The 24,191-nt window shown below is 71.1% G+C and carries 16 protein-coding genes; 5 read left to right on the top strand and 11 right to left on the bottom strand.

Going from position 1 to position 24,191, the window contains the following annotated elements:
* Positions 1-20: 20 nt before the first annotated feature.
* From kdpA to MW290_RS13270, 4 genes are all read right to left on the bottom strand, one after another.
* The gene (gene kdpA / locus MW290_RS13255) at positions 21-1,829 is read right to left on the bottom strand and encodes a potassium-transporting ATPase subunit KdpA (protein WP_250195120.1); all 1,809 of its coding nucleotides are present in this window, start codon (positions 1,827-1,829) and stop codon (positions 21-23) included.
* Positions 1,829-1,918 (bottom strand): K(+)-transporting ATPase subunit F, encoded by a 90-nt coding sequence (gene kdpF / locus MW290_RS13260; protein ID WP_250195121.1) that lies wholly within the window; start codon positions 1,916-1,918, stop codon positions 1,829-1,831. The genes kdpA and kdpF overlap by 1 nt, the downstream gene beginning before the upstream one ends.
* Before the next feature lie 204 nt (positions 1,919-2,122).
* Complete coding sequence (locus MW290_RS13265; protein ID WP_250195122.1) at positions 2,123-3,031, bottom strand: SphA family protein; 909 nt, start codon at positions 3,029-3,031, stop codon at positions 2,123-2,125.
* Positions 3,024-3,746 carry an alpha/beta fold hydrolase gene (locus MW290_RS13270; RefSeq protein ID WP_250195123.1) on the bottom strand — a complete coding sequence of 241 codons (723 nt, stop codon included), beginning with the start codon at positions 3,744-3,746 and terminating at the stop codon, positions 3,024-3,026. The genes MW290_RS13265 and MW290_RS13270 overlap by 8 nt, the downstream gene beginning before the upstream one ends.
* A 189-nt stretch (positions 3,747-3,935) precedes the next feature.
* Here MW290_RS13270 and MW290_RS13275 point away from each other — a divergent pair, with 189 nt between their 5' ends.
* Both MW290_RS13275 and MW290_RS13280 read left to right on the top strand, forming a co-directional pair.
* Positions 3,936-4,940 carry an AraC-like ligand-binding domain-containing protein gene (locus MW290_RS13275; RefSeq protein ID WP_250195124.1) on the top strand — a complete coding sequence of 335 codons (1,005 nt, stop codon included), beginning with the start codon at positions 3,936-3,938 and terminating at the stop codon, positions 4,938-4,940.
* 142 nt (positions 4,941-5,082) lie between these two features.
* Positions 5,083-7,017 carry a diguanylate cyclase domain-containing protein gene (locus MW290_RS13280; RefSeq protein WP_250195125.1) on the top strand — a complete coding sequence of 645 codons (1,935 nt, stop codon included), beginning with the start codon at positions 5,083-5,085 and terminating at the stop codon, positions 7,015-7,017.
* Positions 7,018-7,025: 8 nt separating this feature from the next.
* Here MW290_RS13280 and MW290_RS13285 read toward each other — a convergent pair whose 3' ends face one another.
* Positions 7,026-8,216: an acyl-CoA dehydrogenase gene (locus tag MW290_RS13285; RefSeq protein WP_250195126.1), complete on the bottom strand. Its 1,191-nt coding sequence runs from the start codon at positions 8,214-8,216 to the stop codon at positions 7,026-7,028.
* Between the two features lie 128 nt (positions 8,217-8,344).
* Here MW290_RS13285 and MW290_RS13290 point away from each other — a divergent pair, with 128 nt between their 5' ends.
* Positions 8,345-9,256 (top strand): LysR substrate-binding domain-containing protein, encoded by a 912-nt coding sequence (locus MW290_RS13290; RefSeq protein ID WP_250196678.1) that lies wholly within the window; start codon positions 8,345-8,347, stop codon positions 9,254-9,256.
* Here the strand turns inward: MW290_RS13290 and MW290_RS13295 are convergent.
* Positions 9,157-9,840: a GNAT family N-acetyltransferase gene (locus MW290_RS13295; RefSeq protein ID WP_250195127.1), complete on the bottom strand. Its 684-nt coding sequence runs from the start codon at positions 9,838-9,840 to the stop codon at positions 9,157-9,159. The genes MW290_RS13290 and MW290_RS13295 overlap by 100 nt on opposite strands.
* A 232-nt stretch (positions 9,841-10,072) precedes the next feature.
* On the opposite strand from MW290_RS13295, the gene MW290_RS13300 reads away from it, so the two are divergent.
* Positions 10,073-11,086, top strand: a complete 1,014-nt coding sequence (locus MW290_RS13300; RefSeq protein WP_250195128.1) for an alpha/beta hydrolase — start codon at positions 10,073-10,075, stop codon at positions 11,084-11,086.
* On the opposite strand, the gene MW290_RS13305 is transcribed toward MW290_RS13300, so the two are convergent.
* The 5 genes from MW290_RS13305 to MW290_RS13325 form a co-directional block, all read right to left on the bottom strand.
* Positions 11,026-14,862 carry a GMC family oxidoreductase N-terminal domain-containing protein gene (locus tag MW290_RS13305; protein WP_250195129.1) on the bottom strand — a complete coding sequence of 1,279 codons (3,837 nt, stop codon included), beginning with the start codon at positions 14,860-14,862 and terminating at the stop codon, positions 11,026-11,028. The two genes, MW290_RS13300 and MW290_RS13305, sit on opposite strands and share 61 nt — an antisense overlap.
* Positions 14,859-16,349 (bottom strand): metallophosphoesterase, encoded by a 1,491-nt coding sequence (locus MW290_RS13310; protein WP_250195131.1) that lies wholly within the window; start codon positions 16,347-16,349, stop codon positions 14,859-14,861. Before MW290_RS13310 ends, MW290_RS13305 begins: the two co-directional genes overlap by 4 nt.
* On the bottom strand, positions 16,346-17,599 hold the full coding sequence (locus MW290_RS13315; RefSeq protein ID WP_250195132.1) for a serine hydrolase domain-containing protein: 1,254 nt from the start codon (positions 17,597-17,599) through the stop codon (positions 16,346-16,348). The genes MW290_RS13310 and MW290_RS13315 overlap by 4 nt, the downstream gene beginning before the upstream one ends.
* Positions 17,599-21,108, bottom strand: coding sequence for an AAA family ATPase (locus MW290_RS13320; RefSeq protein WP_250195133.1), 3,510 nt, complete (start codon positions 21,106-21,108; stop codon positions 17,599-17,601). The genes MW290_RS13315 and MW290_RS13320 overlap by 1 nt, the downstream gene beginning before the upstream one ends.
* Positions 21,109-21,898: 790 nt before the next feature.
* On the bottom strand, positions 21,899-22,582 hold the full coding sequence (locus MW290_RS13325; RefSeq protein ID WP_250195135.1) for a pyridoxamine 5'-phosphate oxidase family protein: 684 nt from the start codon (positions 22,580-22,582) through the stop codon (positions 21,899-21,901).
* 109 nt (positions 22,583-22,691) lie between these two features.
* Here MW290_RS13325 and pdxR point away from each other — a divergent pair, with 109 nt between their 5' ends.
* A complete protein-coding gene (gene pdxR, locus MW290_RS13330) occupies positions 22,692-24,176 on the top strand; it encodes a MocR-like pyridoxine biosynthesis transcription factor PdxR (protein WP_250195136.1) in 1,485 nt (494 codons plus the stop codon).
* The last annotated feature ends 15 nt before the right edge of the window (positions 24,177-24,191 follow it).

Raw genomic sequence — 24,191 nt, forward strand, 5'->3', positions numbered from 1 at the left:
GGGTTTGTCCAGGCTGCGGCTCACTTCGGATACCACAGCATCAGGTGCTCGACGACCGGGCCCAGGGCCAGCGCGGGGACGTAGTTCAGCAGGCCGACCAGCACCACGGTGCCGATGAGCAGCAAGACGAACAGCGGGCCGTGGGTGGGCAGCGTGCCGACGGTCACGGCCATGCGCTTCTTGCCCGCCAGCGCGCCGGCAATGGCCAGCACCGGCACGATGACGCCGAAGCGGCCCAGCCACATCGCGATGCCCAGCAGCGTGTTGTAGAAGGGCGTGTTGGCCGACAGGCCCGCGAAGGCGCTGCCGTTGTTGTTGGCCGCCGAGGTGAAGGCGTACAGGATCTCGGAGAAGCCGTGCGCGCCCGGGTTGGCGATGCCGGCCTTGCCGGCTTCGGCCATCACCGCGACGGCGGCGCCGGCCAGCACCAGCGTGGGCGTGACGAGGATGGCGATGGACGTCATCTTCATCTCGTAGGTCTCGATCTTCTTGCCCAGGTATTCGGGCGTGCGGCCGATCATCAGGCCGGCGATGAACACCGTGAGGATGGCGAAGATGAGCATGCCGTACAGGCCCGTGCCCACGCCGCCGAACACCACCTCGCCCAGCTGCATCAGCACCAGCGGCACGCCGCCGCCCAGCGGTGTGAACGAGTCGTGCATGCCGTTGACGGCGCCGCACGAGGCCGCGGTGGTGATGGCCGCGAACAGGCTGGTGGCGGTGATGCCGAAGCGCGCCTCCTTGCCTTCCATGTTGCCGCCCGGCTGCAGCGCGCTGGCGGTCTGGTCGACGCCCAGCGGCGTCAGCAGCGGGTTGCCCTGCTGCTCCTGCACCGTCACCACCACCACCGAGACGACGAAGATCGCCGTCATCGCGGCCAGCAGCGCCCAGCCCTGGCGCACATCGCCCACCATGCGGCCGAACATGAACACCAGTGCCGTCGGAATCAGGAAGATGGCCAGCATCTGGAAGAAGTTGGACAGCGGCGTCGGGTTCTCGTACGGGTGGGCCGAGTTGGCATTGAAGAAGCCGCCACCGTTGGTGCCCAGCATCTTGATGGCCTCCTGCGAAGCCACCGGGCCCATCGGCAGGGTCTGGGTGCTGCTGGTCTTGTCCTCCATCACCGGCGCGCCCTGGGCGTCGAGCACGGGCTGGCCGGCGGCGTCCACCTTCGGCTGCTGGTAGCGGGTGACTTCCAGCGTGGTGGCCTCCTGGTAGGGCGAGAAGTTCTGGATCACGCCCTGGCTGACCAGGAACACCGCGAACACCACCGACAGCGGCACCAGCACGTAGGCGGTGACGCGGGTGACGTCGACCCAGAAGTTGCCGATGCCGTTGGTCGAGCGCGCCGCGAAGCCGCGGATCAGCGCGATCACCACCACGATGCCGGTGGCCGCCGATAAGAAGTTCTGGCCGGCCAGCGCCACCATCTGGGTGAGGTAGCTCATCGTGGCTTCACCCACGTAGCCCTGCCAGTTGGTGTTGCTGACGAAGCTGATCGCGGTGTTGAACGACGAATCGGCGCTGACGGCCGGCAGGCCGGCCGGGTTGAGCGGCAGCACGGCCTGCAGGCGCTGCAGCGCATACACCGCCACGAAGCCCAGCGCGTTGAAGCACAGCAGCGCCACGGCATAGGCCTTCCAGCCCATGCTGGCCTGCGGGTCCACGCCGGCCAGCCGGTACAGGCCGTTCTCCAGGGCCACCAGCGGCGCCATCCAGCGCGGCAGCCGGCCTTCGGCCACGGCGGTGAGCCAGCGGCCCAGCGGCCAGGCCAGCAGCACCAGCACGACGAGGAAGACCCCGAGCAGGGTCCAGGCTTGCACGTCCATCAGAACTCCTCGGCCCGCAGCAGGGCATAGGTGAGATAGACAAGCAGGGCCAGCGACGACGCGCCGGCCAGCCAATACAGCCAGCTCATGCGCGCGCTCCCAGCCGATCGCAGCCGGCCACCATGCCAAGCATGGCGCCGAACAGCGCGACGGCGCCGATCAGAAAGACAAGATCCACGATTCCTCCAGGGTCCTTGTTGCAGGCCCCCAGGTTAGGAATCGGTACATCAAGATGGCGTAGAGATTGGGCTGGGCGGTATCAAGAACGCATCAAGACGATGGTGCTGGCGCGGTCACAGGGGCAGCACCGTCTTGATCCACAGCGTGTGGCCCTGCGGGCCGTTGCGCACGCCCTGGTCCTGCTGCCACCTGGCGGCGATGAACCACCCCTGCTTCGTCTCGTACTTGACCGACGGGCCTATGGACCAGCTGCGGGTGCGGCTGTCGTCCACGCTCACGCCGTCCTGGCGGTCGTCCTGCAACTGCGTGCGAACGTGGCCGCCCATCCCCAGCACCCAGCCGCCGCCCACACCCCAGCCCAGCGCGTAGTCGGCAAACAGCTCGGTGCCGGTGCGATACCGGGTGTCGCTATTGCGGCCGTTCAGGTTGAGCGTGAGCTTGAGGTCCGCATTCAGGCCGGCCGCGTCGACCCGCGACACCGCATAGGTGGGCTGCAGGGTGGTGTAGTGCCGGCCCAGGTTGACCAGGTCGGCGGCGTCGTAGGAGCCGGTCGGCAGGATGATGTTGGCACCTGCCACGCTGTGCAGCACGGGCGAGTGGTGCCAAGCCACCGCAGCCCCGAGCGCCAGGTCACCCGGGCCCGACGTGGACTGGCTGGCGCCGGCCACTTCGGCCTTGATGTGCAGCAGCGGCAGCAGGGCCTGCAGCACCAGATTGCCACCGCCCAGCGCCATGGGCGTGGACCACACGTAGCGCGGCGTCACCCCATCGACGCCGAGCCGGAAGCGCACAGGCACGCTGTCGCCCCGGCCGTCGCGTAAGGTATCGGCCCGGTAGCTGTTGCCGTACATCAGCAGGTAGTGGCCCGGCGGGGGCACGGCGCCCGCCAGCCAGGTTTCCACGCCCGAGGGATAGGCGGAGCCGCCGCCCTCGGCCGCCAGGCTGCTGCCGCATGCGGCGGCCAGCACCAGACCCAGCCCGGGCAGGGGTGACGAGAACGCGCGTGTCAGGGCATCAATCACGGCCGGCCTCCTCGATGGCGCGCGCCAGGCGTTCGGGGGCCGTGAACATCACCTCGTGGCTGCCCGACAACTGCACCAGCCGGTACAGGCCCAGCCGACCGGACATGCGGGGATGCCAACCCCACTCACCCGGCGGCAGCGCGATGTCCTCGGTGGCGTTGATGTAGCTGCGGGGCGTCGTCAGGCTGTAGAACTTCTTCAGGTCAAGCTTGTCGGCCATCGGCTGGAACGGCTCGCTCGACAGCAGCGCGTAGGTGCGCTGTGCCTCGGCCAGGTCGGCGTCGTTGACGAAGGCTTCGCGCCAGACTTGGAAAGGCATCGTCACGCTGCCGTCGGGGCTGGCCTCGCTCAGCGACTGGAACAGGCTGCGGTAGTGCGGCGGCACGTTGTCTAGCAGCGACTCACCATCGCGCGGCACGAAGGCGTTCCAGAACACGAGGCGGGCAATGCGCTCGGGCACCGCCTCCACCACCTTGCAGATGATGGTGCCGCCGTAGCTGTGGCCCAGCAGCACCACGTCGGTCAGCGCATGCTCCTGCAGGTAGTCCACGATGGACTGCGTGCATTGCGCATGGTCGACACATTTGTCCACGCCGTGGCCGTGGCCAGCCACTGTGGGCGTGTGCACTTCGTGGCCCGCGGCGCGCAGAGCGGCGGCCACGGGGGCCCACTCAGCGCCGGTGTGCCAGCTGCCGTGCACCAGAACGATTCGCATGGTGTTTCTTTGATGGGGTTGATCGTGCAGTCATCGTCCGTTCGCGCCCGCAGCCCCGCTATCGGTTGCGCGCAGCCGCCGTCGGGTCTACGCATGCCATGCACCATGGTTTGCAGCGTTGACGCCAGGGGCGCCAGCAGGTGGAATCCTTGTTGCTTGGCCTCTGGCCTTCGTCAGCAAGCTCCGCCGATGGCACCTTCTGCACTGCCGACCTTCGCCGCGCTCGACTTCGACCGCGCCCGCGTCTTCCAGACCCGCGATCTGGACGAGATCCGCGAGTGCTCGGCACGGGCGCTCAGCCCGCACAGCCTGTCGGTGGTGGGTACCCGCAACCCGCTTGACGCGCGTCTGGACCACCTGCCCTTGGGCGAGCTCTCGTTGATGCGGCTGCGCTGGGGTGCACCGGTGGCCGTGGACCCGGACCGCCTCAGCGGCTACTACCTGCTCAGCATGCCCACGCGGGGTTGCGCCGAGTTCAGCCTCGACCGTTGGCGCCACACCGTCACGCCGCTGCAAGCGGCGGTGGTCAGCCCCAGCCAGCGCTTCCACTTCCAGAGCCAGAGCGACTTCGAGCAGGTACTGCTGCGGGTCGACCGCCAGGCCGTGGAAAACGGCTGGCAGGCCCTGGCGGGACGACCGCTGCCGCGCACACTGACCTTCGACTCGGCCCTGCGCACCGATGGCCCTGGCTGGCAGGCGCTGCAACCGGTGCTGCAGCTGCTGGCGCGCAGCCTGCCGGGTGCCGGCCGCCCCGGGGCCGGTACGCACCTGCTGGCCCGCGTCCAGGACATGGTGGTGCTGACCCTGCTGACGCAGCTGGCCCATGACCAGCAGGGCCAGCTGCTGCCCACCGCCGGCGCCGCGCCGCCGGCCTGCGTGCGACGCGCCCAGGACCACATGCGGGCCCATCTGGCCGAGCCGCTGACCGCCTCCGGCCTGGCGCTGGCCTGCGGTGTGCCGCTGCGCACCCTGCAGGCAGCCTTCCAGCGCAGTCATGGCTGCGGCCCGATGCGCTGGCTGCGCGAGCAGCGGCTGGACCGCGTGCGCGAGGCCCTGATCGCCGGCGGCGCCGAAGCGGCGCCGGTGACCGACACCGCGCTGCGCTTCGGCTTCACCCACCTGGGCGAATTCTCACGCCACTACCGGCACAAGTTCGGCGAAACGCCGAGCCAGACCGTGGCACGGCATCGCTGAAGCGCCGGGTCCGACGCCGCGTGGCACCGGAACTGGGCCCGAAAGCCGGCGCATTTCCGGCCCTGGCCGCGCTGCCGGCGCGGTCCAATCGCCACACGGCGGCGCCGCCCTTCCCCAACCCGGCGCCGCACTGGAACCCGGCATGCTGGTAGCTCCCCCCACCCCTGACGAACCTGCGCGCCTGGCCCTGCTGAGGGCGCTCGACCTGCTGGACGAAGCGGTCGATCCCGGCTTCGAGGCCATCACCCGGCTGGCAGCCCGGCTGCTGCGCATGCCCATCGCGCTGGTGTCGATGGTGGGCGAGGACCGCCAGTGGTTCCGGGCCGCCACCGGGCTGCCCGGGGTGGGCGGCACGCCGCGCGACGTGGCCTTCTGCGCCCACGCGCTGCACGAGGACGCGCCCTTCGTGGTGCCCGACGCGCTGGACGACCCCCGCTTTGCCGACAACCCGCTGGTGACCGGCGAGCCCGGCATCCGGGCCTATGCCGGCGTGCCGCTGCGCAGCGCCGAAGGCCATGCGCTGGGCACCCTCTGCGTGATCGGCCGCCAGCCGCATGGCTTCGACGGCGACGAACTGCAGACGCTGCAGGAGCTGGCCAGCATCATCCGCCGCGACCTGCTGCAGCGCGAGGCCGCGCTGTGCGCGCGCCGTCTGGCCGAAGCCCATGCCCAGGTGGTGACCGCCAGCGAGGCGCTGTACCACGCCACCTTCGAATCGGCGCCGGTGGGCATGGCCCTGGTGGGCCTGGACGGCCGCTGGCTGCGCATCAATGCCAAGCTGTGCAGCATCCTGCAGCGCAGCCCGCAGGAGCTGTTCGCCCTCACCTTCCCCGACGTCACCCACCCCGACGACGTGGCCGTCGACATCGGCCATGTGGCGCGGCTGCTGGCCGGCGATGCCGACCACTACACGCTGGAAAAGCGCTACCTGCGCCCCGACGGCAGCCTGCTGTGGGGCAGCCTCACCGTCACTCTGGTGCGGCGCGAAGGCCGGCCGTTGCACTTCATCTCGGTGGTGGAAGACATCACCGCCCGCCGCCAGGCCGAGGCCGACTTGCGTGCCCTGCACACCGAGCTGGAGCAGCGCGTGCAGGAGCGCACCGCCGCGCTGGCTGACAGCGAGCACCGGCTGCACGAGATTGCCGACAACCTGCCGGTGTTGATCGGCTACATCGACACTGAGCAGCGCTACCGCTTCGTCAACCGCACCTACGAGCACTGGTTCGGGCTGGCGCCCGAGGTGATCGTGGGCCGGCCGATGGCCGACGTGCTCGGCGAGACCTGGTACGCCAACCGGCTGCCGCGCTTCCTGGCTGCGCTGGCCGGCCAGCGGCAGCTGTTCCAGGAAGACCTGGTGCTGCAGGGGCAGCGCCGCTTCATGCAGACGGTGTACGTGCCCCACCACGACACCCAGGGCCAGGTGGCCGGTGTTTATGTGCTGGTGACCGACCTGACGCCGCAGAAGCTGGCCGAGGAGCGCCTGGCCGAGCTGGCGGTGACGGATGCGCTCACCGGCCTGCCCAACCGCCGCGCGCTGGACGACCAATTGGCGGGCGCCCTGGCCCGGGCTCGCCGCCGCGGCGAGCCGCTGGCGCTGCTGTTCATGGACCTGGACCGCTTCAAGGCGGTGAACGATGTCCACGGCCATGCTGCCGGCGATGCGGTGCTGCGCGAGTTTGCGCGCCGGCTGCGCAGCGTGGTGCGCGAAAGCGACGGGGTGGCCCGGCTGGCGGGCGATGAATTCGTGGTGCTGCTGGAAGGCAGCAGCCCGCAGGTGCAGCCCGACGGCGGCTGCGTGCCCGGCCGGGTGGACCCGGTGTGCGTGGCGCGCAAGCTGCTGGGCGCGATGACCGAGCCGATGGCCCTGGGCCCCGGCCTGTCACCGGTGGTGGTGGGCGCCAGCATCGGCATTGCGCTGTCGCAGCGGCTGGACACGCCGCAGATGCTGCTGGAGCGCGCCGACCGCGCGCTCTACCGCGCCAAGGCGCAAGGCCGCAATACCTTCCATGCCGATTGGGCGGACACACCGCCGCCGCGCGTGGGTCGCGCGGGCAGCCCGAAGGTGCCCGCAGCCTGACCCAGGCTTCAGGAGAACGCGGCGATGCCGGTGATGGCCCGGCCCAGGATCAGCGCATGCACGTCGTGCGTGCCTTCGTAGGTGTTCACCACTTCCAGGTTCACCAGGTGGCGGGCGACGCCGAATTCGTCGCTGATGCCGTTGCCACCCATCATGTCGCGCGCCAGGCGGGCGATGTCCAGCGCCTTGCCGCAGTTGTTGCGCTTCAGGATGCTGGTCACTTCCACCGCGGCGGTGCCGGCGTCCTTCATGCGGCCCAGCTGCAGGGCGCCCTGCAGGCCCAGGCTGATCTCGGTCAGCATGTCGGCCAGCTTCTTCTGGATCAGCTGATTGGCGGCCAGCGGGCGGCCGAACTGCTTGCGGTCCAGCACGTACTGGCGGGCGCGGTGGAAGCAGTCTTCCGCGGCGCCGATCGCACCCCAGGCGATGCCGTAGCGCGCGCTGTTCAGGCAGGTGAACGGGCCCTTCAGGCCGCGCACCTCGGGGAAGGCGTTTTCCTCGGGGCAGAACACCTCGTCCATCACGATCTCGCCGGTCAGGCTGGCGCGCAGGCCCACCTTGCCATGCACCGCAGGGGCGGTCAGGCCCTTCCAGCCCTTCTCGAGGATGAAGCCGCGGATCGCGCCTTCATCGTCCTTGGCCCACACCACGAACACGTCGGCGATCGGGCTGTTGGTGATCCACATCTTGGCGCCCGACAGGCTGTAGCCGCCGTCCACCTTGCGGGCGCGGGTGATCATGCTGCCGGGGTCGCTGCCATGGTTGGGCTCGGTCAGGCCGAAGCAGCCGATCCACTCGCCACGGGCCAGCTTGGGCAGGTACTTCTGCTTCTGCGCCTCGGTGCCGAACTCGTTGATCGGCACCATCACCAGCGACGACTGCACGCTCATCATGCTGCGGTAGCCGGAGTCGACGCGCTCCACTTCACGTGCCACCAGGCCGTAGCACACGTAGTTGAGGCCGGCGCCGCCGTACTGCTCGGGGATGGTGGCGCCCAGCAGGCCCAGCTCGCCCATCTCGCGGAAGATGGCCGGATCGGTCTTTTCGTGGCGGAAGGCTTCCAGCACCCGCGGGGCCAGGCGGTCCTGGCAGTAGGCCCGGGCGGCGTCGCGCACCGAGCGTTCGTCATCGGTCAGCTGCTGGTCCAGCAGCAGCGGGTCGTCCCAGTGGAAGCTGGCGCGGGTGTTCGAAGAAGTCATTTCGTTGTCTCTCGTGATGCGGTTGGACCTGACCGGAATCTACGCCCCAAACCGGCGCAGGGCAAACGACTTGTGTGCAAGCACATGTGCGTAACATGCACTCCGAAAACTCTGGAGTGCCGGCCATGCTGCGCAGAAAGATCCCCTCGCTGGGTGCCCTGGCGGCGTTCGAGTCCGCCGCCCGGCACCAGAGCTTCACCGCCGCGGCCGACGAGCTGGCGGTGACGCAAAGCGCCGTCTGCCGCCAGATCGCCACGCTGGAAGACTTCGTCGGCGTCAAGTTGTTCCGCCGCACCCGCCGCGGCGTGGTGCTGACGGAGGCCGGCGTCAACTACAGCCGCAGCGTGCGCGACCGGCTGGACGACGTGGAACGCGACACGCTGGAGGTGATGGCCAAGGGCGGCCTCGGCGGCTCGCTGGAGCTGGGCGTGGTGCCTACCTTCGCCACCCAGTGGCTGGTGCCGCGGCTGCCCGACTTCCAGCGCCAGCATCCGGGCATCACGCTGCACCTGGTGCCGCGCACCCGGCCTTTCCTGTTCGACGACAGCACGCTGCACGCCACGATCTACGCCGGCCCGGCGGGCTGGCCGGGCACCGAAGCGCAGCTGCTGATGCACGAGGCCATGGTGGCAGTGGCCAGCCCGCAGCTGATACCGGGCGACCTGGCCCCGGCCGATCTGGCGGGCTACACCTTGCTGCAGGCCAGCACGCGGCCACATGCCTGGCGGCAGTGGTTCGCCGCGCAAGGGGTGACCGCCCCCCACGACATGGCCGGGCCGCGCATGGAGCTGTTCTCGATGCTGGCCAAGGCGGCCGTGCACGGCCTGGGCGTGGCGCTGATTCCGCGGCTGTTGATCGAGGACGATCTGGCCGCCGGCACCCTGCGCCAGGTGGTGCCCTTCGAGTGGATCAGCGACCGCTCGTACTACCTCATCTACCCTCAGGCGCCCACCCAGCGCCTCGCCCTGGCGGCCTTCAGCCAGTGGCTCCAGGCCCAGAGCGCGCCGTACCGGGCGGCCTGGCCGGCCACCGCCGGCTGACGGGCCCAGCGCGCGGGCGCCCGCGGCGCGGCGGGGATGCTGCGCTCCACCCGCACCAGCGGGCTGGCGGCCGCCTCTTCCCGCTCCCAGCCGCCCACGTCGAGCGTGAAGCCCATGCGCTGCAGGAAGGCCAGCATGCGGCCGTTGTGGCCCAGCACCTGGCCGTGGAGCCAGTGCAGCCCGTCGTCGGCGGCCTGCTGCAGCAGCCGCTCCATCAGCCGCGTGGCCACGCCGGTGCCGCGCCAGGCATCGGCCACCGAGATGGCGAATTCCGCCACCCGGCCACTGGCGTCCACCACGTAGCGCGCTTCCCCCACCAGGCACTCGCCGCCGTCCACCCGCAGGCTGGCCACCAGCACCCGCTGGTGGCGGCCGTCGGTGCCGGCCAGCAGCGCCAGCAGGTCCGGTGTGCAGCCGCGCACCACCCCATGGAAGCGCAGCTGCTGCGAGGCGGGCGACAGGCCCTCCACGTAGCGCGCCAGCCGCGGTGCATCGCCGGGCTGCACCGGCCGCACCTGCGGCGGCGGCCGCAGTGGGTGGTGGCTGAGGGCGCCGGCGGGCCAGGGTGCGGTGGCGGTGTGCATCTCTCGTTCTCCTCCTGCTGATGGGCTGAAGTCTTCGCAGGCGGCCGATCGGCGTCCTTCAGCGCGCTGAAGCGGTGCTGAAGCGTGCTGAATTCACGCGCCCTGCCCGTTCGGGCCCCGGCTTCAGAACGATTCAGGCGTGTTTTCAGCGGCCTCAAGGACGGCGAGCGGCTGGGCGGAAAAAGTGGCTGCCAGGGCCCGGACAGCGGCTCGCCACACCAGGAGGACCGCCATGCCACTGCCCCCGAACCCCGGCCTGCTGAGCACGCTGCTGCTCGATTGGCCCACCCTCAGCGCCGCGGCGGTGCTGCTGGTGGCCTGCCTGGCCGCGGTGGCCTATGCCGCCGCCTGCGCGGTGGTGGCCCAGCGCTTCACGCGGGCGCGGCGCAAGCGGCCCGAGCTGGCCCAGCAGCACCCGGCGCTGGCCGATGCGGCGGTGCGTTTTCCGGCGCGCGATGGCCGCGCCACGCTGGAGGGCTGGTACCTGCCCGCCTGGCCGCAGGCCGGCGCGGTGGTGTTCGTGCACGGCAAGGACGCCTGCCGCGGCGACGAGCTGAAGTCGCCCACCTACGCGCTGGCGCAGTCGCTGCGGGCGCGCGGCCTGTCGGTGCTGATGCTCGACCTGCGCGGCCACGGCGAGAGCAGCGATGCCCGCCTGACCTACAGCGAACATGAACGCCACGACGTGCTGGGCGCGGTCGACTTCCTGCTCGGCCAGGGCTACGCGCCCGGCTGCATCGGGTTGCTGGGCGCGTCGATGGGCGCTTCCACCGCGCTGCGGGCGGCCGCGGCCGAGCAGGCGGTGGGCGGCGTGGTGGCCGACACTCCGTTTGCCGACCTGGCCGCCATGCTGCGCACGCAGTTCCGCCGGCTCACCGGCCTGCCGATGTGGTTCCTGCCCGGCGCGCTGCTGATGGGCCGGCTGCTGTCAGGCGTGCACCCCGCCCGCGTGCGCCCGGTGGACGAGATGCCGCGGCTGCGCGGCCGGCCGGTGCTGGTGATCCATTCGCAGGCCGACCCGCTGATTCCGCTGGCCCACGGCCGCATGCTGGCGCGCGCGGCCGGCGGCCGGCTGTGGGTCACGCAGGCGCCCCGCCACATCGGCAGTTACCTGGCCATGGAGCACACCTACACCGCGGTGGTGAGCGACTTCTTCTGCCGCCACCTGCTGGGCGATGCGATCGATCACGCCCGCTCGGCCAACGACGCTTCGGGCCGCGCCGATGCCGGCGTGGCCGCCGCCTGAACGGCCAGCCGATGACCGCGCTCCAGCTCCTGCAGCAGCACCGGGAACACGTCGCGCGATGCGTCACGCCCGATGAACAGGTCCATGTGCGCATAACGGTCGAACACATGCCGGCTGTAGAGCTGGGGGTCGTTGTGCGCACGCAGCCAGGCCAGGGTGCGGGCCGAGGTCTCGGGGTAGAAGATCTGGTTGAGCCCCCCCACCACGAAGCTGATCGGCAGCGCCAGCCGCTGCACCGCGCCCGGCGCGCCCAGCCAGGTGTCCGCGCCGTCGGCATTCACCGCGAGGCCCGCCTGCATCATCAAGGCCAGTTGCTCGAATGGCTTCAGGGCGATACGGCCGAACCATTCCCGCATCGCCACATGGGTGGCCTGGTCGAGCTGACCGTGGGTGTATGAGGGCCCGAAGATCGCGAAGATGCGCCTGCATACCGGGTTGGTGCACTGCTCACCCTCCGGCACCGGCACGTTCCACACCACGGTGTCGATCTCGTAGTCCAGGTCGCTGGGCGGGTTGCTGCGCACCACGATGTCGAAGCCGTCCTTGAACTGGCTCATGCCGCCCAGCAGGCGCGGCAGGTCGAGGTCGGTCTTGAGGTAGCTGAGCCAGTTGGTCACCGGGTGCAGCGTGAGCTGCGAGCTGACCACCGAGCGCACGCCGGGCATGCCGCCCAGCATCGCCATCAGCAGGCTCATCGAGCCCACGCAGTGCACGATGGCCTGCAGGTCTTTCGCGCCGGTGGCCTGCAGGATGAAGGCCACCGCCGCCGGCCAGTCCTCGTGAGCGATGTCGTCGATGGTGTAGTCCCCGATCGGACTGCCCGAATCCGGGCTGGCGCGGTAGTCGAACAGCCACACGTCATAGCCGTGGGCGCACAGGAACTCCACCAGGTTCTGGTCCACCGTGTCGGTGGCGAACGATGAGGCGGTGACCGAAAAGCCCGGCGCCAGCACCACCGGCCCCAGCGCGCCGCCGTGGTAGCGCGTGAGCCTGGCCGCGAAGCCGCGCGGCAGCGGCAGGCTGTGCACCTCGGGCACCGGGGCCTTGAGCACCCGGCGCACGCGCTGGGCATCGTCCTGCGCCGGGAAGTTCTCCAGGTCGGCCAGCAGGCCGCCGTAAGCGCGGAACAGCGTCTCGCCGAAGAAGGCGGCGAACTTGGCCAGGTACAGCCGCGCGATGGCGCCGCGCACCTTCGGAAAGCGGTTGAGCAGGTCGCCCACCAGGCCACGCTGCGGCGCCAGCCCGATGCTGGACGCCTGCCAGGCCAGGTCCTGCAGGTCGAGCGTGAGGATGCCCACCGCCACCCGCGCGCCATTGCCCGAGGGCTGGGCCGTTTCCGAGTCACGCACCTCGTGCACCTGCACGAACAGCGTGGTGACGTCGCTCCATACGTTGGAGCCGGCCCGCTGGTGCAGCACCTTGTGGCCCTGGAAGTGCAGCGGCGTGCCGCCGTCGCGTGCCAGCTGCATGTCGTAGGTCATGGTCCAGGTGTCCACCCGCTGCGCGTCCACCGGCAGCAGCTGGAAGCGCCCGCGCGTGACCTTCAGCGGCGTGGGCGACAGCGCCGGGCAATGCACCTCGCCGCTGATGTCGGCCGCATGCAGCGGGTCGTTGACCAGGGTGTAGAGGCAATCGGTGGCGATGGTCAGGCGGAAGTCCATCGTCTGGCCATCGGCCCGGCCCCAGGCCGCGCCCAGCGTGTAGTCGGGCTCGGCCAGCGGCTCGCCGGGCGAGCCTGGCGGTACCACGCAGGCCCAGCCATGCATGGTCTCGGTGAACTGGAAGGTGGGCGACAGCAGCGTCGGGTCGTGGGCGATGATCTCCTTCAACAGCTTTTCGCCCAGCTCGATGGCGCCTTCTTCGATGGCCTTCTCGATGCGCTCGAGCAGACCTTCGATGCCGCCGTGCAGGAGGTCGTGGAGTTGATGCCCCAGGCGGTGCAGCAGGCCTTCATGCGCCGATTCATCGAGCGCCGGGGATTGGGCCGGCACCGCCGCTGGCGGCAGCGGCCCGCGCGCGGCCAGCGTCAAGTCCAGGGTCCAGCCCCGCTCCTTGACCAGCAGGTCCACGGTGCGCTCGGCCACGGAGGCGATGGTGAGCAGCGGGTTCACGCCCACCGGCCCCGGCATCACCGCGCCGTCGCACACGTACAGGCCCGGGTACAGCGCCTCGTCGCCCTGCCCGGCCGGGTTCCACACCTGGCCGCGGTCGTTCACCACGCCGCGGGTCACGTCGTCGCCCATGCCGCAGCCGCCCACCGGGTGCACCGTCACCAGCTGCTGGCCCATCGGCGCCGTCCACAGCGGGTTGGGCATGAACTCGCCCTGCGTGGCCCGGGCAGCGTCCTGCAGCAACGCGTTGTCGCGGGCGATCACCGGGCTGCGGCCGGCGCCGGGCCAGTCGATCACCAGCCGGTCGTCCGCCAGCTTCAGCCGGCCGGCGGCTTCGTCCACGCTCATCACCAGGTAGGTCTGGCTGCGGGCGGCGGGCCCGGTGTAGGCCAGCGCGCCCAGGCCGGTGGGGTTGGTCTGCACCGCCGTGCCCACCAGCTGCGCGTCCAGCAGGCGCAGCCTGGCCTGGTCGGTGCCGTACTGGAAGAAGCCTTCGGTCTGCGTCTCGGCCAGGAAGTAGCCGGCCGCCACCAACGAGGCCATCGCGCCGGGAATCACCCCTTCTTCGATCACCAGTCCCTGGCCGGGGTCGGTGGCGGTCTGGCGCAGGTCGATGACACCGGTGATGCAGGGCCCCGGCAGGTTGACGGCCGCCACCTGGTTGGTGCCCACGCCCACGCCGTTGATGTTGGACCACTGCGGTGGCTGGCCGGCTGCTGCGGTGTTGCGCCAGTAGTTGTCGTAGCCGAAGGCCAGCACGTCGCCGTTGCCCGAGAAACGCTCACCCAGCCGGCCCGACAGCGGCAAGCCCTTGTCGCGCGAGCGCAGCAGGATCTCGGTGCTGCCCAGCGCACCGGCGCCCAGCATCACGATGTCGGCGGTGATGCTGCGCGCTTCCGGCTGGGCACCGCCCACCATGAAGTGCACCCGCCACACCTCACCGTCACGCTCCAGGTGGCTCACCTTGCACTGGGTGAAGATCTCGGCGCCGTGGTTGCGGGCGTCGGGCAGGTAGTTCATCAGCGTGGTGTTCTTGGCACCCACGTTGCAGCCGCTGCAGCAGTCGCCGCACAGGTTGCACTTGGGCTGCGCCACGCCGAAGGGGTTGGTCTGGTCGACGAAGTTCACCGCGATGGGCGGGCGGCTGAAGGGCTGCTTCATGCCCTTGGCGGCCATCTGCAGCGCGTCCAGCTTGTTCAGCGGCTGCCAGTCGTCGGGGTATGGGTTCGGGTCCAGCATCGCCCGCGCCCGCTCGGCAAAGCGGTCCAGCAGGTCCGGGTGGTCCTGGAACACCTGCGGCCAGTGCTCCAGCTTCAGCAGGCGCTTGTCCATCTCCAGCGCCACGTTGGCGTTGATGAGCGAGGTGCCGCCCAGCCCGCAGCCCACCACCGCGTTGACGTCGTCGTTCAGGTGCACGTCGTACAGGCCGTCGGGGTTGCCCAGACGGCCGCGGGCGGTGTTCACCTGCATCTCGGCCTGGGCGCTGGCCAGGTCGTTGGGGTACTGGCCGGGCTGCAGCTCGCGGCCCCGTTCCAGCACGCACACCCGCTGGCCGGCACGGGCCAGCCGCGAGGCGGCCACGCCGGCCCCGTAGCCCGAGCCGACCACCACCACGGTGTAATGCGCGGCCATGCGGCCGATGGGCAGCGACAAGGTCTTGTTCATGATTGCTTCGGCTTGAAGAAGCGGTCCAGCAGGCGGGCTGCCTGCAGCTCGGCGGCCGCGCAGGCCGCATCGGAGAACACCTGCCAGGCGGCGCGCTGGCCTTCCACGGCGGCGGCCAGCGCATCGCGCAGCAGGTTGGGCTGCGGCCGCATGCTGGCGGCATCGGTGGCGTGCACCGGCACCATGCGGCCGTTCACCGGGTCGTTGAACAGGCGCAGCGAAGCCACGTTCAGCGCCGCGTCGATCAGCACCGCGGCGGCGCCCTGGGTGCTGCCCATGGTGGGCTGGTCGATCACCCAGCCGCCGGTGTTGTAGACGGCCACCGGCATCGGGTAGCCGGGCACCGGCAGCTCACGCTCGAAGGGCTTGTGGGTGTGGCCGTAGATGAAGCGGGTGGCGCCCAGGCGCTGGGCGGCCAGGGGGGAGCGCGCATGGAGGGCTTCGTCGAGCTGGCGCTTGAGGGGCCCGGCCAGGTAGGTCTGGAGCTGGTCCAGGCCGTCGGTGCTGATCACCTGCAGATCGGCGTCGCGCTCGCTTTCGGCGGCGCGGCCGATGGTCACGTCCATCAAGGCGCGCAGCAGCTGCGACACCGTCAGGCCCTTGACCGTCTTCGTCTGGCCGCTGATGCCCAGCGTGCGGCCGAGCAGCTGCACCGCCTGGTCGCCGGCGCGTTCGGTGAAGTCGCGCGAGGCGCCGGCATCGCGCAGCACCTCATACAGCGTGAGCGCACTGAGGCCGGTGGTGCCGGCGCTGCCCAGGTCGCTCCACAGAAAGTCGACCCAGGGTCCGTTCTGCCCTTCGATGGTGGCCACGTCTGCCGGCGGCGGGGTTTGCCAAACCGCCTGGTTGAGCGAGGACATCACGGTGTAGGTGCTGTCCACGTAATGGCCGTGGTGCATCAGCACGCAGCGGCCGGTGTCTTCGTCGAACAGGCCCAGGTTGGGGTAGACGATGCGCACCGTGGCATCGGCCAGGTGGGGCTGGCGGCGCATCAGCCGAGTGAGCAGCTCGCTGGCCACCGGCGGCACCGGCGCGTCGGCCAGCAGCGGGGTCGATTCGATCAGGTCGGCCGGCTGCTGGTCCAGGCTGTCCAGATACTGGCGGTCCTGGGCCACCCGCCACAGGTGGTGGTCGTGGTTGCCGGGCACGCACAGCACATGGGGGCTGAACAGGGCCGGTCCGTCGGCCGGGTACAGCGCCTCGATGAAGCACTGGAAGCCGGCGGCCGTCTCGCCCATGGGCGACAGTCCCATGTCCAGCACGTCGCCCAGCAGCACCAAGGTGACCGGCGGGTTGCCCGGCGTGGCGGCCTGCAGCGTGGCCACCGTCTGCCGCAGCGCCTGGGCGAAGGCCACCAGCGTGGCGCTGGGCCGGGTGGGGTCGGGGTTGCCCTGGTCGTCGCTGTGGGTCAGCAGGCTGTATGCCGCGCCCAGGTGCAGGTCGGACAGGCACAGGTAGCGCAGCGCATGCGGCTGGGCGTCGCTCATTCCACGGTCTCCATCTCAGGGGTGGTGCAGGCCTGCGGCAGGCGGGCGACGCAGGCCATCACCGCGTCGCGCACGGGTTTTTCGCGGGGGTCGTCCCATTTGTAGAGGCCGAGCTTGCGCGTCACGTAGGCATAGCCCAGGCCGGTGGCCGGGTCGCCGAAGGCGAAGCTGCCGCCCACCGCGAAGGTGCCGAAGGCGGCCGGCGTGCTGCCGAACTGCAGCCAGGGCGAAGGTTTTTCCAACCCCAGCGAATAGACCAGCGAGGTCTTGAGCACCTGGTCGCGCCAGCCGTTGCGCGGGGTCGGCGGCGCATCGCTCAGCGCCTGCAGCACCTCCGGTGCCAAGCCCAGCTTGCGCCCGCCGGTGGCGAACTCGTGGTAGACCGTGGCCAGCCCGGTGGCCGAGCCGATGCCGCCGGCGCCGCCGTTCTCGATCGGCCACCAGGCCGGCGTGTCCAGCGCGGCCGGGCCTTGCAGCAGCAGCGGGTTGTTGAGCGTGCGGAAGGTGAGGCACCAGGGCCAGAACATGCCCAGCACCATCAGCGGTGGCAAGGTGTCCATCGCGAACAGCATCCGCCAGGCCGCAAAGCCCTGGATGCGGGCGATGCGCTGCTGCGGCACCGAAGGCGGCAGGCCGATGTGGAAGTCGGCGCCCAGCGGCGCGGCGATCTCGTCGGCAAAGAAGCGGCCCAGCGTGCGCCGTCGCGGGTCGGTGCGGCGGATCAGCTCGCTGGCCAGCCAGCCGATGGTGTAAGCATGGTTGCCGGCCCAATCGCCGGGTGTCCAGTTGGGCGCCTGCCGCGCCAGCGCGGCGGCCAGCGTGTTCTGGTCGCCCATGTTGCCCAAGTTCAGCTTCAGGTCCATGGCGGCCATGCCGGCCTGCTCGGACAGCAGCTGCCGGATGGTCACGTCCTGCTTGCCGTTGGCCGCGAACTCGGGCCACACCTCGGCCACCCGCTGCTCGTAACGGAACAGCCCGCGCGAGACGGCCAGCGCCGCCGCCAGCCCGGTCATGCCCTTGGTGAGCGAATACACCAGCAGCATGGTGTCGGGCCGCCAGGGCTGGGTCTGCGCCACATCGGTGGTGCCGCCGCGCAGCTGCACCACGGTGCGGCCCTGGTGGATCACGGTGCAGGCGGCACCGGTTTCACCATGGCGGGTGAAGGCCTGGGCAAAGGCCTCGCGCACCGGTTCGAAGCCGGGCGCCACATGGCCCTGGATGGGCGGGGGATTGGTCAGGGTCGCGGACATCAGCTGCCTTCCACGAGTTGTCGAAGCCGGGTCACCAGCGGCGTGGCCGCTGCCTGGCGCAGGGTGTCGAGCGCCGGGCCCAGCAGGCGCGGCGCTTCTTGAAGCCGGCCGGCGCGGCGCAGGGCCTGTGCCAGGTCCAGCGCGATGTCCAGCTGCTGCAGCCGGGCCTGCCGGCTGGCGGCCAGGGCCAGTGCCTCGCCGAAGTCCTGCAGCGCCGCCTGCACGTCGGTGGCCAGCAGGGCCAGCGCGCGGACGCTGCGCAGCGGCAGCTCGAACAGCCCCACCCGCCCCTGCTGCATGGCCGCTTCCGCGGCCTGCAGATGCTGCTGCACCTGCTCGGGCTGTCGGGCCTGCAGGCTCACCCTGGCCAGCACCAGGTGGTAGGGGATGCGCAGCAGGTCCACGCCGGCGGCCATCACCGCCTCGGTGGCGGCGCGGTAGTCGGCCAGGGCTTGCGCGGCCCTGGCCGGGTCGGGGAGCTGGGCCAGCGCGGCATTCATGCGGGCCAGCAACAGCCAGTGGGCGAATTCATGCCGCTGCGCCAGCTCGGCCAGGGCCTGCGCCTCGGCCAGCGCCTGCGGCGCATGGCCATTGAGCAGCAGGAAGCCGCTGAGGTAGAAGCCGGCCAAGGCCTGCGAGCCGGGATGGGCCAGCTGGGCAGCCAGGGCCTGGGCCTGCCGGCAGGCCCGCTCGGCGCCTTTGGTGTCGCCCAGCACGTTGAGCGCACCGCCCAGAAAGCTGCCGGCCATCACCGTGGGCGAGGCGCCGTACTGCAGCGCCAGCTGTGCTTCGGTGGCCGGCTCGTGCAGCGCCAGCGCAGCCTGCAGGGCCGGCGCCGCCTCGGCGCAGCGCCCCTGCAGGTACAGCACGATGCCGCGCGCGGTGTGCGCAGCCAGCAGGCGCTGCGGTTCATCGGCGGCCTGCGCCATGGTGAGCAGCTGCTCGGCCATGGCCTCGGCCTCGAGCAACTGCGCCCGGTTGTAGTAGTACCGCCAGAGCATCCAGCTGGCCGCAAAGCGCGAGGCCATCGGGCCACCCTGGCGGCTGAGCTGTCGCGCACGTTCGCAGGTGTGCACCAGCTGCGGCTCGGCATAGCCGTGCAGCAGCGTCAGCGAATGGCCCAGCGCCACGTGCGCATCGAGCAGGCGGCCTGCGGCGGCATCGTCGAGGCTGGTGCCATCGGCGTGGGCTTCCAGCCGGTCGATGGCGGCTTGGAAGTGCCGGGCCGCCACCGCATGCGCGGCCTGTCGGGCGGCCTTGGCACCGGCACGCAGCGCATAGTCCACTGCCTTGTCCTGGCTGGTGCCCAGGCCGAAGTGGTACGCCAGCAGCTCCAGCGCATCGTCCAGGCGGTCGGCCTGGCGCAGCTCCAGCAGCCGGCCCACCTGCTCATGCAGCTCGCGGCGCTGGCGCTGCAGCAGGCTGTCGTAGGCCACCACCTGGCTCAGCGCATGGCGGAAGCGGTATGCCGGCTCGGGCACCAGCCGCGTGGGCTGCACCAGGGCGGCGGTGGCCAGCACCTGCAGCGCGGGCGGCACCTGCTCGGGCTCGGGCCACAGCGCCTGCAGCTCGCCGCGGGTGAACTCGCGGCCGATCACGGCGGCCAGCCGGGCGATGGCCTGCGCCTCGGGCGGCAGCAGGTCCAGCCGCGCCTGGATCACCGCCTCGATGGTGCTGGGCAGCTCCACCGTGGCCAGCGGCCGCCGCGCGGCCAGGCCACCGTCCTCGGCCAGGTGCAGGTGGCCCAGGTCCAGCAGCGTGCGGCACAGCTCCTCGGCGAAGAAGGGGTTGCCTTCGGTGCGGGCGTGGATGGCGTCGGCGATGGGCGCGGGCACGTGGCCCGCCTCGCACATGCTGCGCACCACCAGCGTGGTCTGGGCATGGGTGAGCGGCCGCAGGCCCAGCTGGCTGCAGTGCACGTGGCGCGACCAGGCCAGTGCCGTCTGCGGCCGCGCCGTCACCACGATCAGGATGCGGTGGCTGGCCACCACTTCCACCAGCTGTTCCAGCACCTCGCCGGAGGCTTCGTCGGCCCAGTGCCAGTCATCGAACACCAGCACCAGCGGCGTGGCTGCGGCGGCCACGGTCAGGGTGGCCACCAGTGCCTGGCCCAGCGCATGGCGGCGGGCATCGCCTTCCAGCGTGGCCGGCAGCGGATGGCCGCTGCTGGGAATCGACAGCAGGTGCAGCAGGTGCGGCAGCCAGGGCTGCAGGTGGGCATCGATGGCCAGCAGCTGCTGCACCGCCCGCGATTCGCGCTCGGCCGCGGGCACGCCGGCCAGGGCCAGCGCCTCGCGCAGCAGCTGGATGAAGGGCAGAAAGGCCCCCAGCCGGCCCTGCGGCGAGCAGCGGGTGGTGAGCACCGTGGCCTCCTGCGGGCCGATGCGCTGGCGGAACTCATGCATCAACCGGCTTTTGCCGAAGCCGGCGTCGGCCACCACATTGACCGCGTGGCCGCTGCCCCGCAGCGCCTCGTCCAGCCAGCCGCGCAAGGTGTCCAGTTCGTCGGCGCGGCCCACCAGCGGCGTGAAGCCGCGGGCCATGGCGGCGTCGATGCGGCTGTCGGCGCCGGTGCGGGCGCCCAGCCGCCAGGCCGGCAGCGCGGCGGTCGGCGTTTGCGCACCGGCTGGCCCATCCGCGGCCTCAGCGGCCGTGGCCGCCCACAGCGGCTGCAGCTGGAAGTAAGGCGACAGCAGCCGGCGGGTGTCTTCGCACACCGCCACTTCGTGCCGCGGCACGGCGGCGGCCAGCGCGGCGGCCAGCGGCGGCAAGCCGCCGGCGATGCGCCAGCCCGCCGGCACCGCCACCGGCGAAGCCACCACGCTGCCATGGGCGACGCCCACGCGCAGCCCCAGTGCGGCGCCGAGGCTGCGCCCCTGGCGCTGCACCTCGGCCACCAGTTCCAGGCCCGCCTCGGCGGCCTGCAGCACGTCGTCTTCGTGGGCGCTGGGCAGGCCGAACAGGGCTTCGAAGCCCAGCATGTCGAAGCGCGACAGGAGCCCGCCTCGGTTGTCCAGGATGGCTTGCAGCGACGGCTGCAGCAGGCCCAGCGCGTCGTCCAGCGCCTCGGGCCCGGCCTGAGCCAGCAGGCGCTGCAGGCCTTCGAACCTGGCCTGCAGCAGCGTCACGGACCGACGCTGCGGCACGCCGGCCGGCGCCGGGCGGGGCGCGGGGGTGGTGTCGCCAGCGGCTGAATCGCCGGTTACGCGCGTGGCTTCCACCGGCAGCGCAAAGCGGTAGCCCTGCCCCGGGATGGTGGCAATGGCCTTGACCCCCAGCGCGCGCCGCAGCGCCGAGATCTGCACCTGGAGGTTGTTTTCCTCCACGACCAGGCCGGGCCAGACCTGGTCCAACAGTTCGTCCTTGCGGACCAGCTCGCCGGCCTTGTCGACCAGCACGCGCAAAACATCGAACGCGCGCGAGCCCAGCGCCACCGGCTGCCCCTGGGCCAACAACAAACGCTCGATCGGCCGCAACTCAAAGTGCGTAAAACGCACGGGGTTGACCATCGAACCATCCTATGAGGGGATGTGCGACTGTATCTGTTTGTGATAGCGGCGGGGTGCGCTTTGAGTCGTTTTGTTTCGGTTTGGTGGTGTTTGGCTTGTACACCGCGGTTGAGACGGGCTGGTTTGCTCCGGGCCGTGCGGGCGGGCCCGGGGGCTTAGCTTCCGCGGTCCGCGCTGCGCGCGGACTGCCCTGCGCTGCTCGGGTGGGCGGCCCGCGGCAGAACTCGCTACGTTCGCTGACGCTCACTGCGCTCGGACAACTGCCGCGAGTCAGAGCACGAAGCGCGCTGCGCGCGCGGCCACCCACCCTGCGTTGCTCGGCGCTCCAGATGCGCCCCCGGACCCGCCCGCACGGCCCTGCGCAAAGGTCCACCGGTGGCACTGTGCGTTGCGGGCTCGCGCTGCGCGCATCGCACGCCATGCGGTGCATGCCGCCGTGGCTAAAGCGCGGGGTGGTTTCCCAGCCGAGCCTGCGAAGGGCTGGCACCCGCCAGTCCGAGCCGTGCGGTGGGTGGGGGGCGGTGGGGCGATTTCTGGGGCGGCGAGGAGCGCAGTGGCGAGGTCGGCGCGCGCCAGCGCGCTTCGTGAACTGACTCGCGGTGGTTGTTCGAGCGCAGTGAGCGTCAGCGAACGTAGCGAGTTCCGCCGCGCGACCTCGGCGCGAGCACCGCAGCGGAGTCGGCCCGCAGGGCCGACCGCCCCAGCATGAGCCCTGCCGCCCCCCGCCCACCGCACGGCGGCCGAACAAGAACAGAACCGACAGCCCCCGCCCAAGCCACCCACCAACGCCTCAAACAGCCAAGCCGTCCCACCCCCGCACATAAGCTGGCGCAGGCTGAATGTGCAGGCCATCCGGCACCGGCGCACCACGCGTCATCGTCAGCGGCAGGACGCCTGCCCAGACCGGCAGCTGCAAATCCTCGACGTCGTCGTTCGGACCGCCGGTGCGCACCTTGCACGCCGCTTCTGCCAGCGAGATGCGCATCACCGTGGTGGCCGCCAGCTCCTTGCTGTTGCCCGGGCGCGCCTCGTGTTCACGGCCGGGCGCGAGGTGGTGCATGAAAGCGTCGAGTGCCGCTGCCTTGTCGGTCACGGCCTCGAAGCAGCCGTACACCACCGCCGAACGGTAGTTCATCGAATGGTGGAAGGCCGAACGTGCCAGCACCAGGCCGTCCACGTGCGTGATGGTGACGCAGGCCTGCGTGCCCTTGGCCAGCAGCTTGATCAGACGCCCTCCGTTGGAGCCGTGGATGTACAGGTGGTCGCCTTCGCGCCAGCAGGCCGTGGGAATGCAGTGGGTGCCCTTGTCGTCGGCAAAGGCCACGTGGCACACATAGGCCGCGTCCACGATCGCATGCAGCGTGGCCCTGTCGTAGCGGGCGTTGTCGGCGATGCGCCGGATGCGGGTGCGCTCGCTCGGTGCCGAGCCAGCGACGGGTTGGGCGCTGTGATGGGAAGGGTCGTGGCTGGCCATGCTGTTCTCACGGGGGGCAGAAATGGAAAGCGCGCAATGTAGGACGAAGATGGCCCTAAAGTGAGGTCCACAGCACCCCTATTTTTTGGAACCACGAACCATCGGCCCCATGGACTACCAGCTGCTCTTCTCCCGCTTCGCCGCCCAGGCTGAGGCGGCGCCCTGGCCCCGCCAGCGGCAGCTGCATGAATGCCTGCGACAGGCCATCCGCCAGGGCACGCTGGGCGGCGGTGTGCGCCTGCCCGCCAGCCGCACGCTGGCCCATGAGCTCGGCATCGCGCGCAACACCGTGCTGTATGCCTACGACCAGCTCGCCACCGAAGGCTTCGTGCGGCCCGACCGGCGCGGCACGGTGGTGGCGCCTTGGCCAAGTGCGGCAAACGCGAACACGGCGGCAGGCCACCGCCCTGCCCCGGCGCTGCGCACGGGCCTGTCGCGCCGCGCGCAGGCCTTGCAGCTGACCGGCAGCGCCGAGGTGGCCGACGCGGCTGCCGCCTTCACCCCGGGTGTGCCGGCGCTCCAGGACTTTCCGCTGACGCTGTGGCGCCGCCTGCTGGAGCGGGCCTGGAGCCAGCTGCGCAAGCCCCAGCTCAACTACGCCGATCCCCAGGGCGAAGCCACGCTGCGCGAGGCCATCGCCAACCACCTGCGCGTGGCGCGGGGTGCGCTGCTGGAGCCCGGCCAGGTGTTCATCACCGATGGCACGCAGCACAGCCTGGACCTGGTGGCCCACGCCTTTGCCGATGCGGGTGACACCGTGTGGATCGAGAGCCCCGGCTACCAGGGCGCGCTGGCCGCCTTCAAGGGCGCGCAGCTCAAGCCCATCGGCATGGTGGTGGACGCGCAGGGCATCGCCCCCAGCGCCGCCGACTGGCAGCGGCACCGGCCGAAGCTGGTGTACATCACGCCCTCGCACCAGTACCCCACCGGCAGCGTGCTGAGCATGGAGCGGCGCCTGGCCTTGATTGCCCAGGCGCGGGCGGCCTCGGCCCTGCTGATCGAAGACGACTACGACAGCGAGTTCCGGCACGACGGACCGCCGCTGTCGTGCATGCAGGGGCTGGCGACCGATGCGCCGGTGCTCTACCTGGGCACCTTCAGCAAGACCTTGTTTCCCGCACTGCGCATCGGCTTCATGGTGGTGCCCGCGGCCCTGGTGGCCCCGCTGCGGCAACTGCTGCACGGGCGCAGCCCGCGCGGGCGTGTGGCCGAGCAGTGGGCGCTGGCCGAGTTCATGCACAGCGGCCAGTTCAGCCTGCACCTGCGGCGCATGCGGCGCCTCTACCGCCAGCGGCGTGACGCGCTGGTGGCCGAGCTGACCCGCCAGCTGGGCGACGTGGCCGACGTGCACGGCGGCTCGGCCGGCATGCATCTGGCGCTGCGGCTGCGCGACCCCCACGCCGACGACGTGTCCATGAGCCTGTGGCTGCGTGCCCGCGGGGTGGTGGCCCCCGCGCTGAGCCAGCACGCCATCGGCCAGCGCACGCAGCCCTGGCGCGGCTTCCTGCTGGGTTATGCGCAGGTGCCGGTCGAGCAGATGCCCGAGCGGGTGCAGCTGCTGGCCAGGGCGGTGCGGGCTGCCACCGGCCCTTAAACTGGCCTGCACGCG

It is taken from the genome of Aquincola tertiaricarbonis (assembly GCF_023573145.1).
Taxonomy (GTDB): Bacteria; Pseudomonadota; Gammaproteobacteria; order Burkholderiales; family Burkholderiaceae_C; genus Aquincola; species Aquincola tertiaricarbonis_B.

Excerpts from the sequence above, each read along its gene's own strand:
- MW290_RS13315 (WP_250195132.1), bottom strand. The coding sequence starts at position 17,599 with ATGTCCGCGACCCTGACCAATCCCCCGCCCATCCAGGGCCATGTGGCG.
- MW290_RS13325 (WP_250195135.1), bottom strand. The coding sequence starts at position 22,582 with ATGGCCAGCCACGACCCTTCCCATCACAGCGCCCAACCCGTCGCTGGC.
- MW290_RS13270 (WP_250195123.1), bottom strand. The coding sequence starts at position 3,746 with ATGCGAATCGTTCTGGTGCACGGCAGCTGGCACACCGGCGCTGAGTGG.
- pdxR (WP_250195136.1), top strand. The coding sequence starts at position 22,692 with ATGGACTACCAGCTGCTCTTCTCCCGCTTCGCCGCCCAGGCTGAGGCG.
- MW290_RS13285 (WP_250195126.1), bottom strand. The coding sequence starts at position 8,216 with ATGACTTCTTCGAACACCCGCGCCAGCTTCCACTGGGACGACCCGCTG.
- kdpA (WP_250195120.1), bottom strand. The coding sequence starts at position 1,829 with ATGGACGTGCAAGCCTGGACCCTGCTCGGGGTCTTCCTCGTCGTGCTG.
- MW290_RS13280 (WP_250195125.1), top strand. The coding sequence starts at position 5,083 with ATGCTGGTAGCTCCCCCCACCCCTGACGAACCTGCGCGCCTGGCCCTG.
- MW290_RS13320 (WP_250195133.1), bottom strand. The coding sequence starts at position 21,108 with ATGGTCAACCCCGTGCGTTTTACGCACTTTGAGTTGCGGCCGATCGAG.
- MW290_RS13305 (WP_250195129.1), bottom strand. The coding sequence starts at position 14,862 with ATGAACAAGACCTTGTCGCTGCCCATCGGCCGCATGGCCGCGCATTAC.
- MW290_RS13300 (WP_250195128.1), top strand. The coding sequence starts at position 10,073 with ATGCCACTGCCCCCGAACCCCGGCCTGCTGAGCACGCTGCTGCTCGAT.
- MW290_RS13275 (WP_250195124.1), top strand. The coding sequence starts at position 3,936 with ATGGCACCTTCTGCACTGCCGACCTTCGCCGCGCTCGACTTCGACCGC.
- MW290_RS13310 (WP_250195131.1), bottom strand. The coding sequence starts at position 16,349 with ATGAGCGACGCCCAGCCGCATGCGCTGCGCTACCTGTGCCTGTCCGAC.
- kdpF (WP_250195121.1), bottom strand. The coding sequence starts at position 1,918 with ATGAGCTGGCTGTATTGGCTGGCCGGCGCGTCGTCGCTGGCCCTGCTT.
- MW290_RS13295 (WP_250195127.1), bottom strand. The coding sequence starts at position 9,840 with ATGCACACCGCCACCGCACCCTGGCCCGCCGGCGCCCTCAGCCACCAC.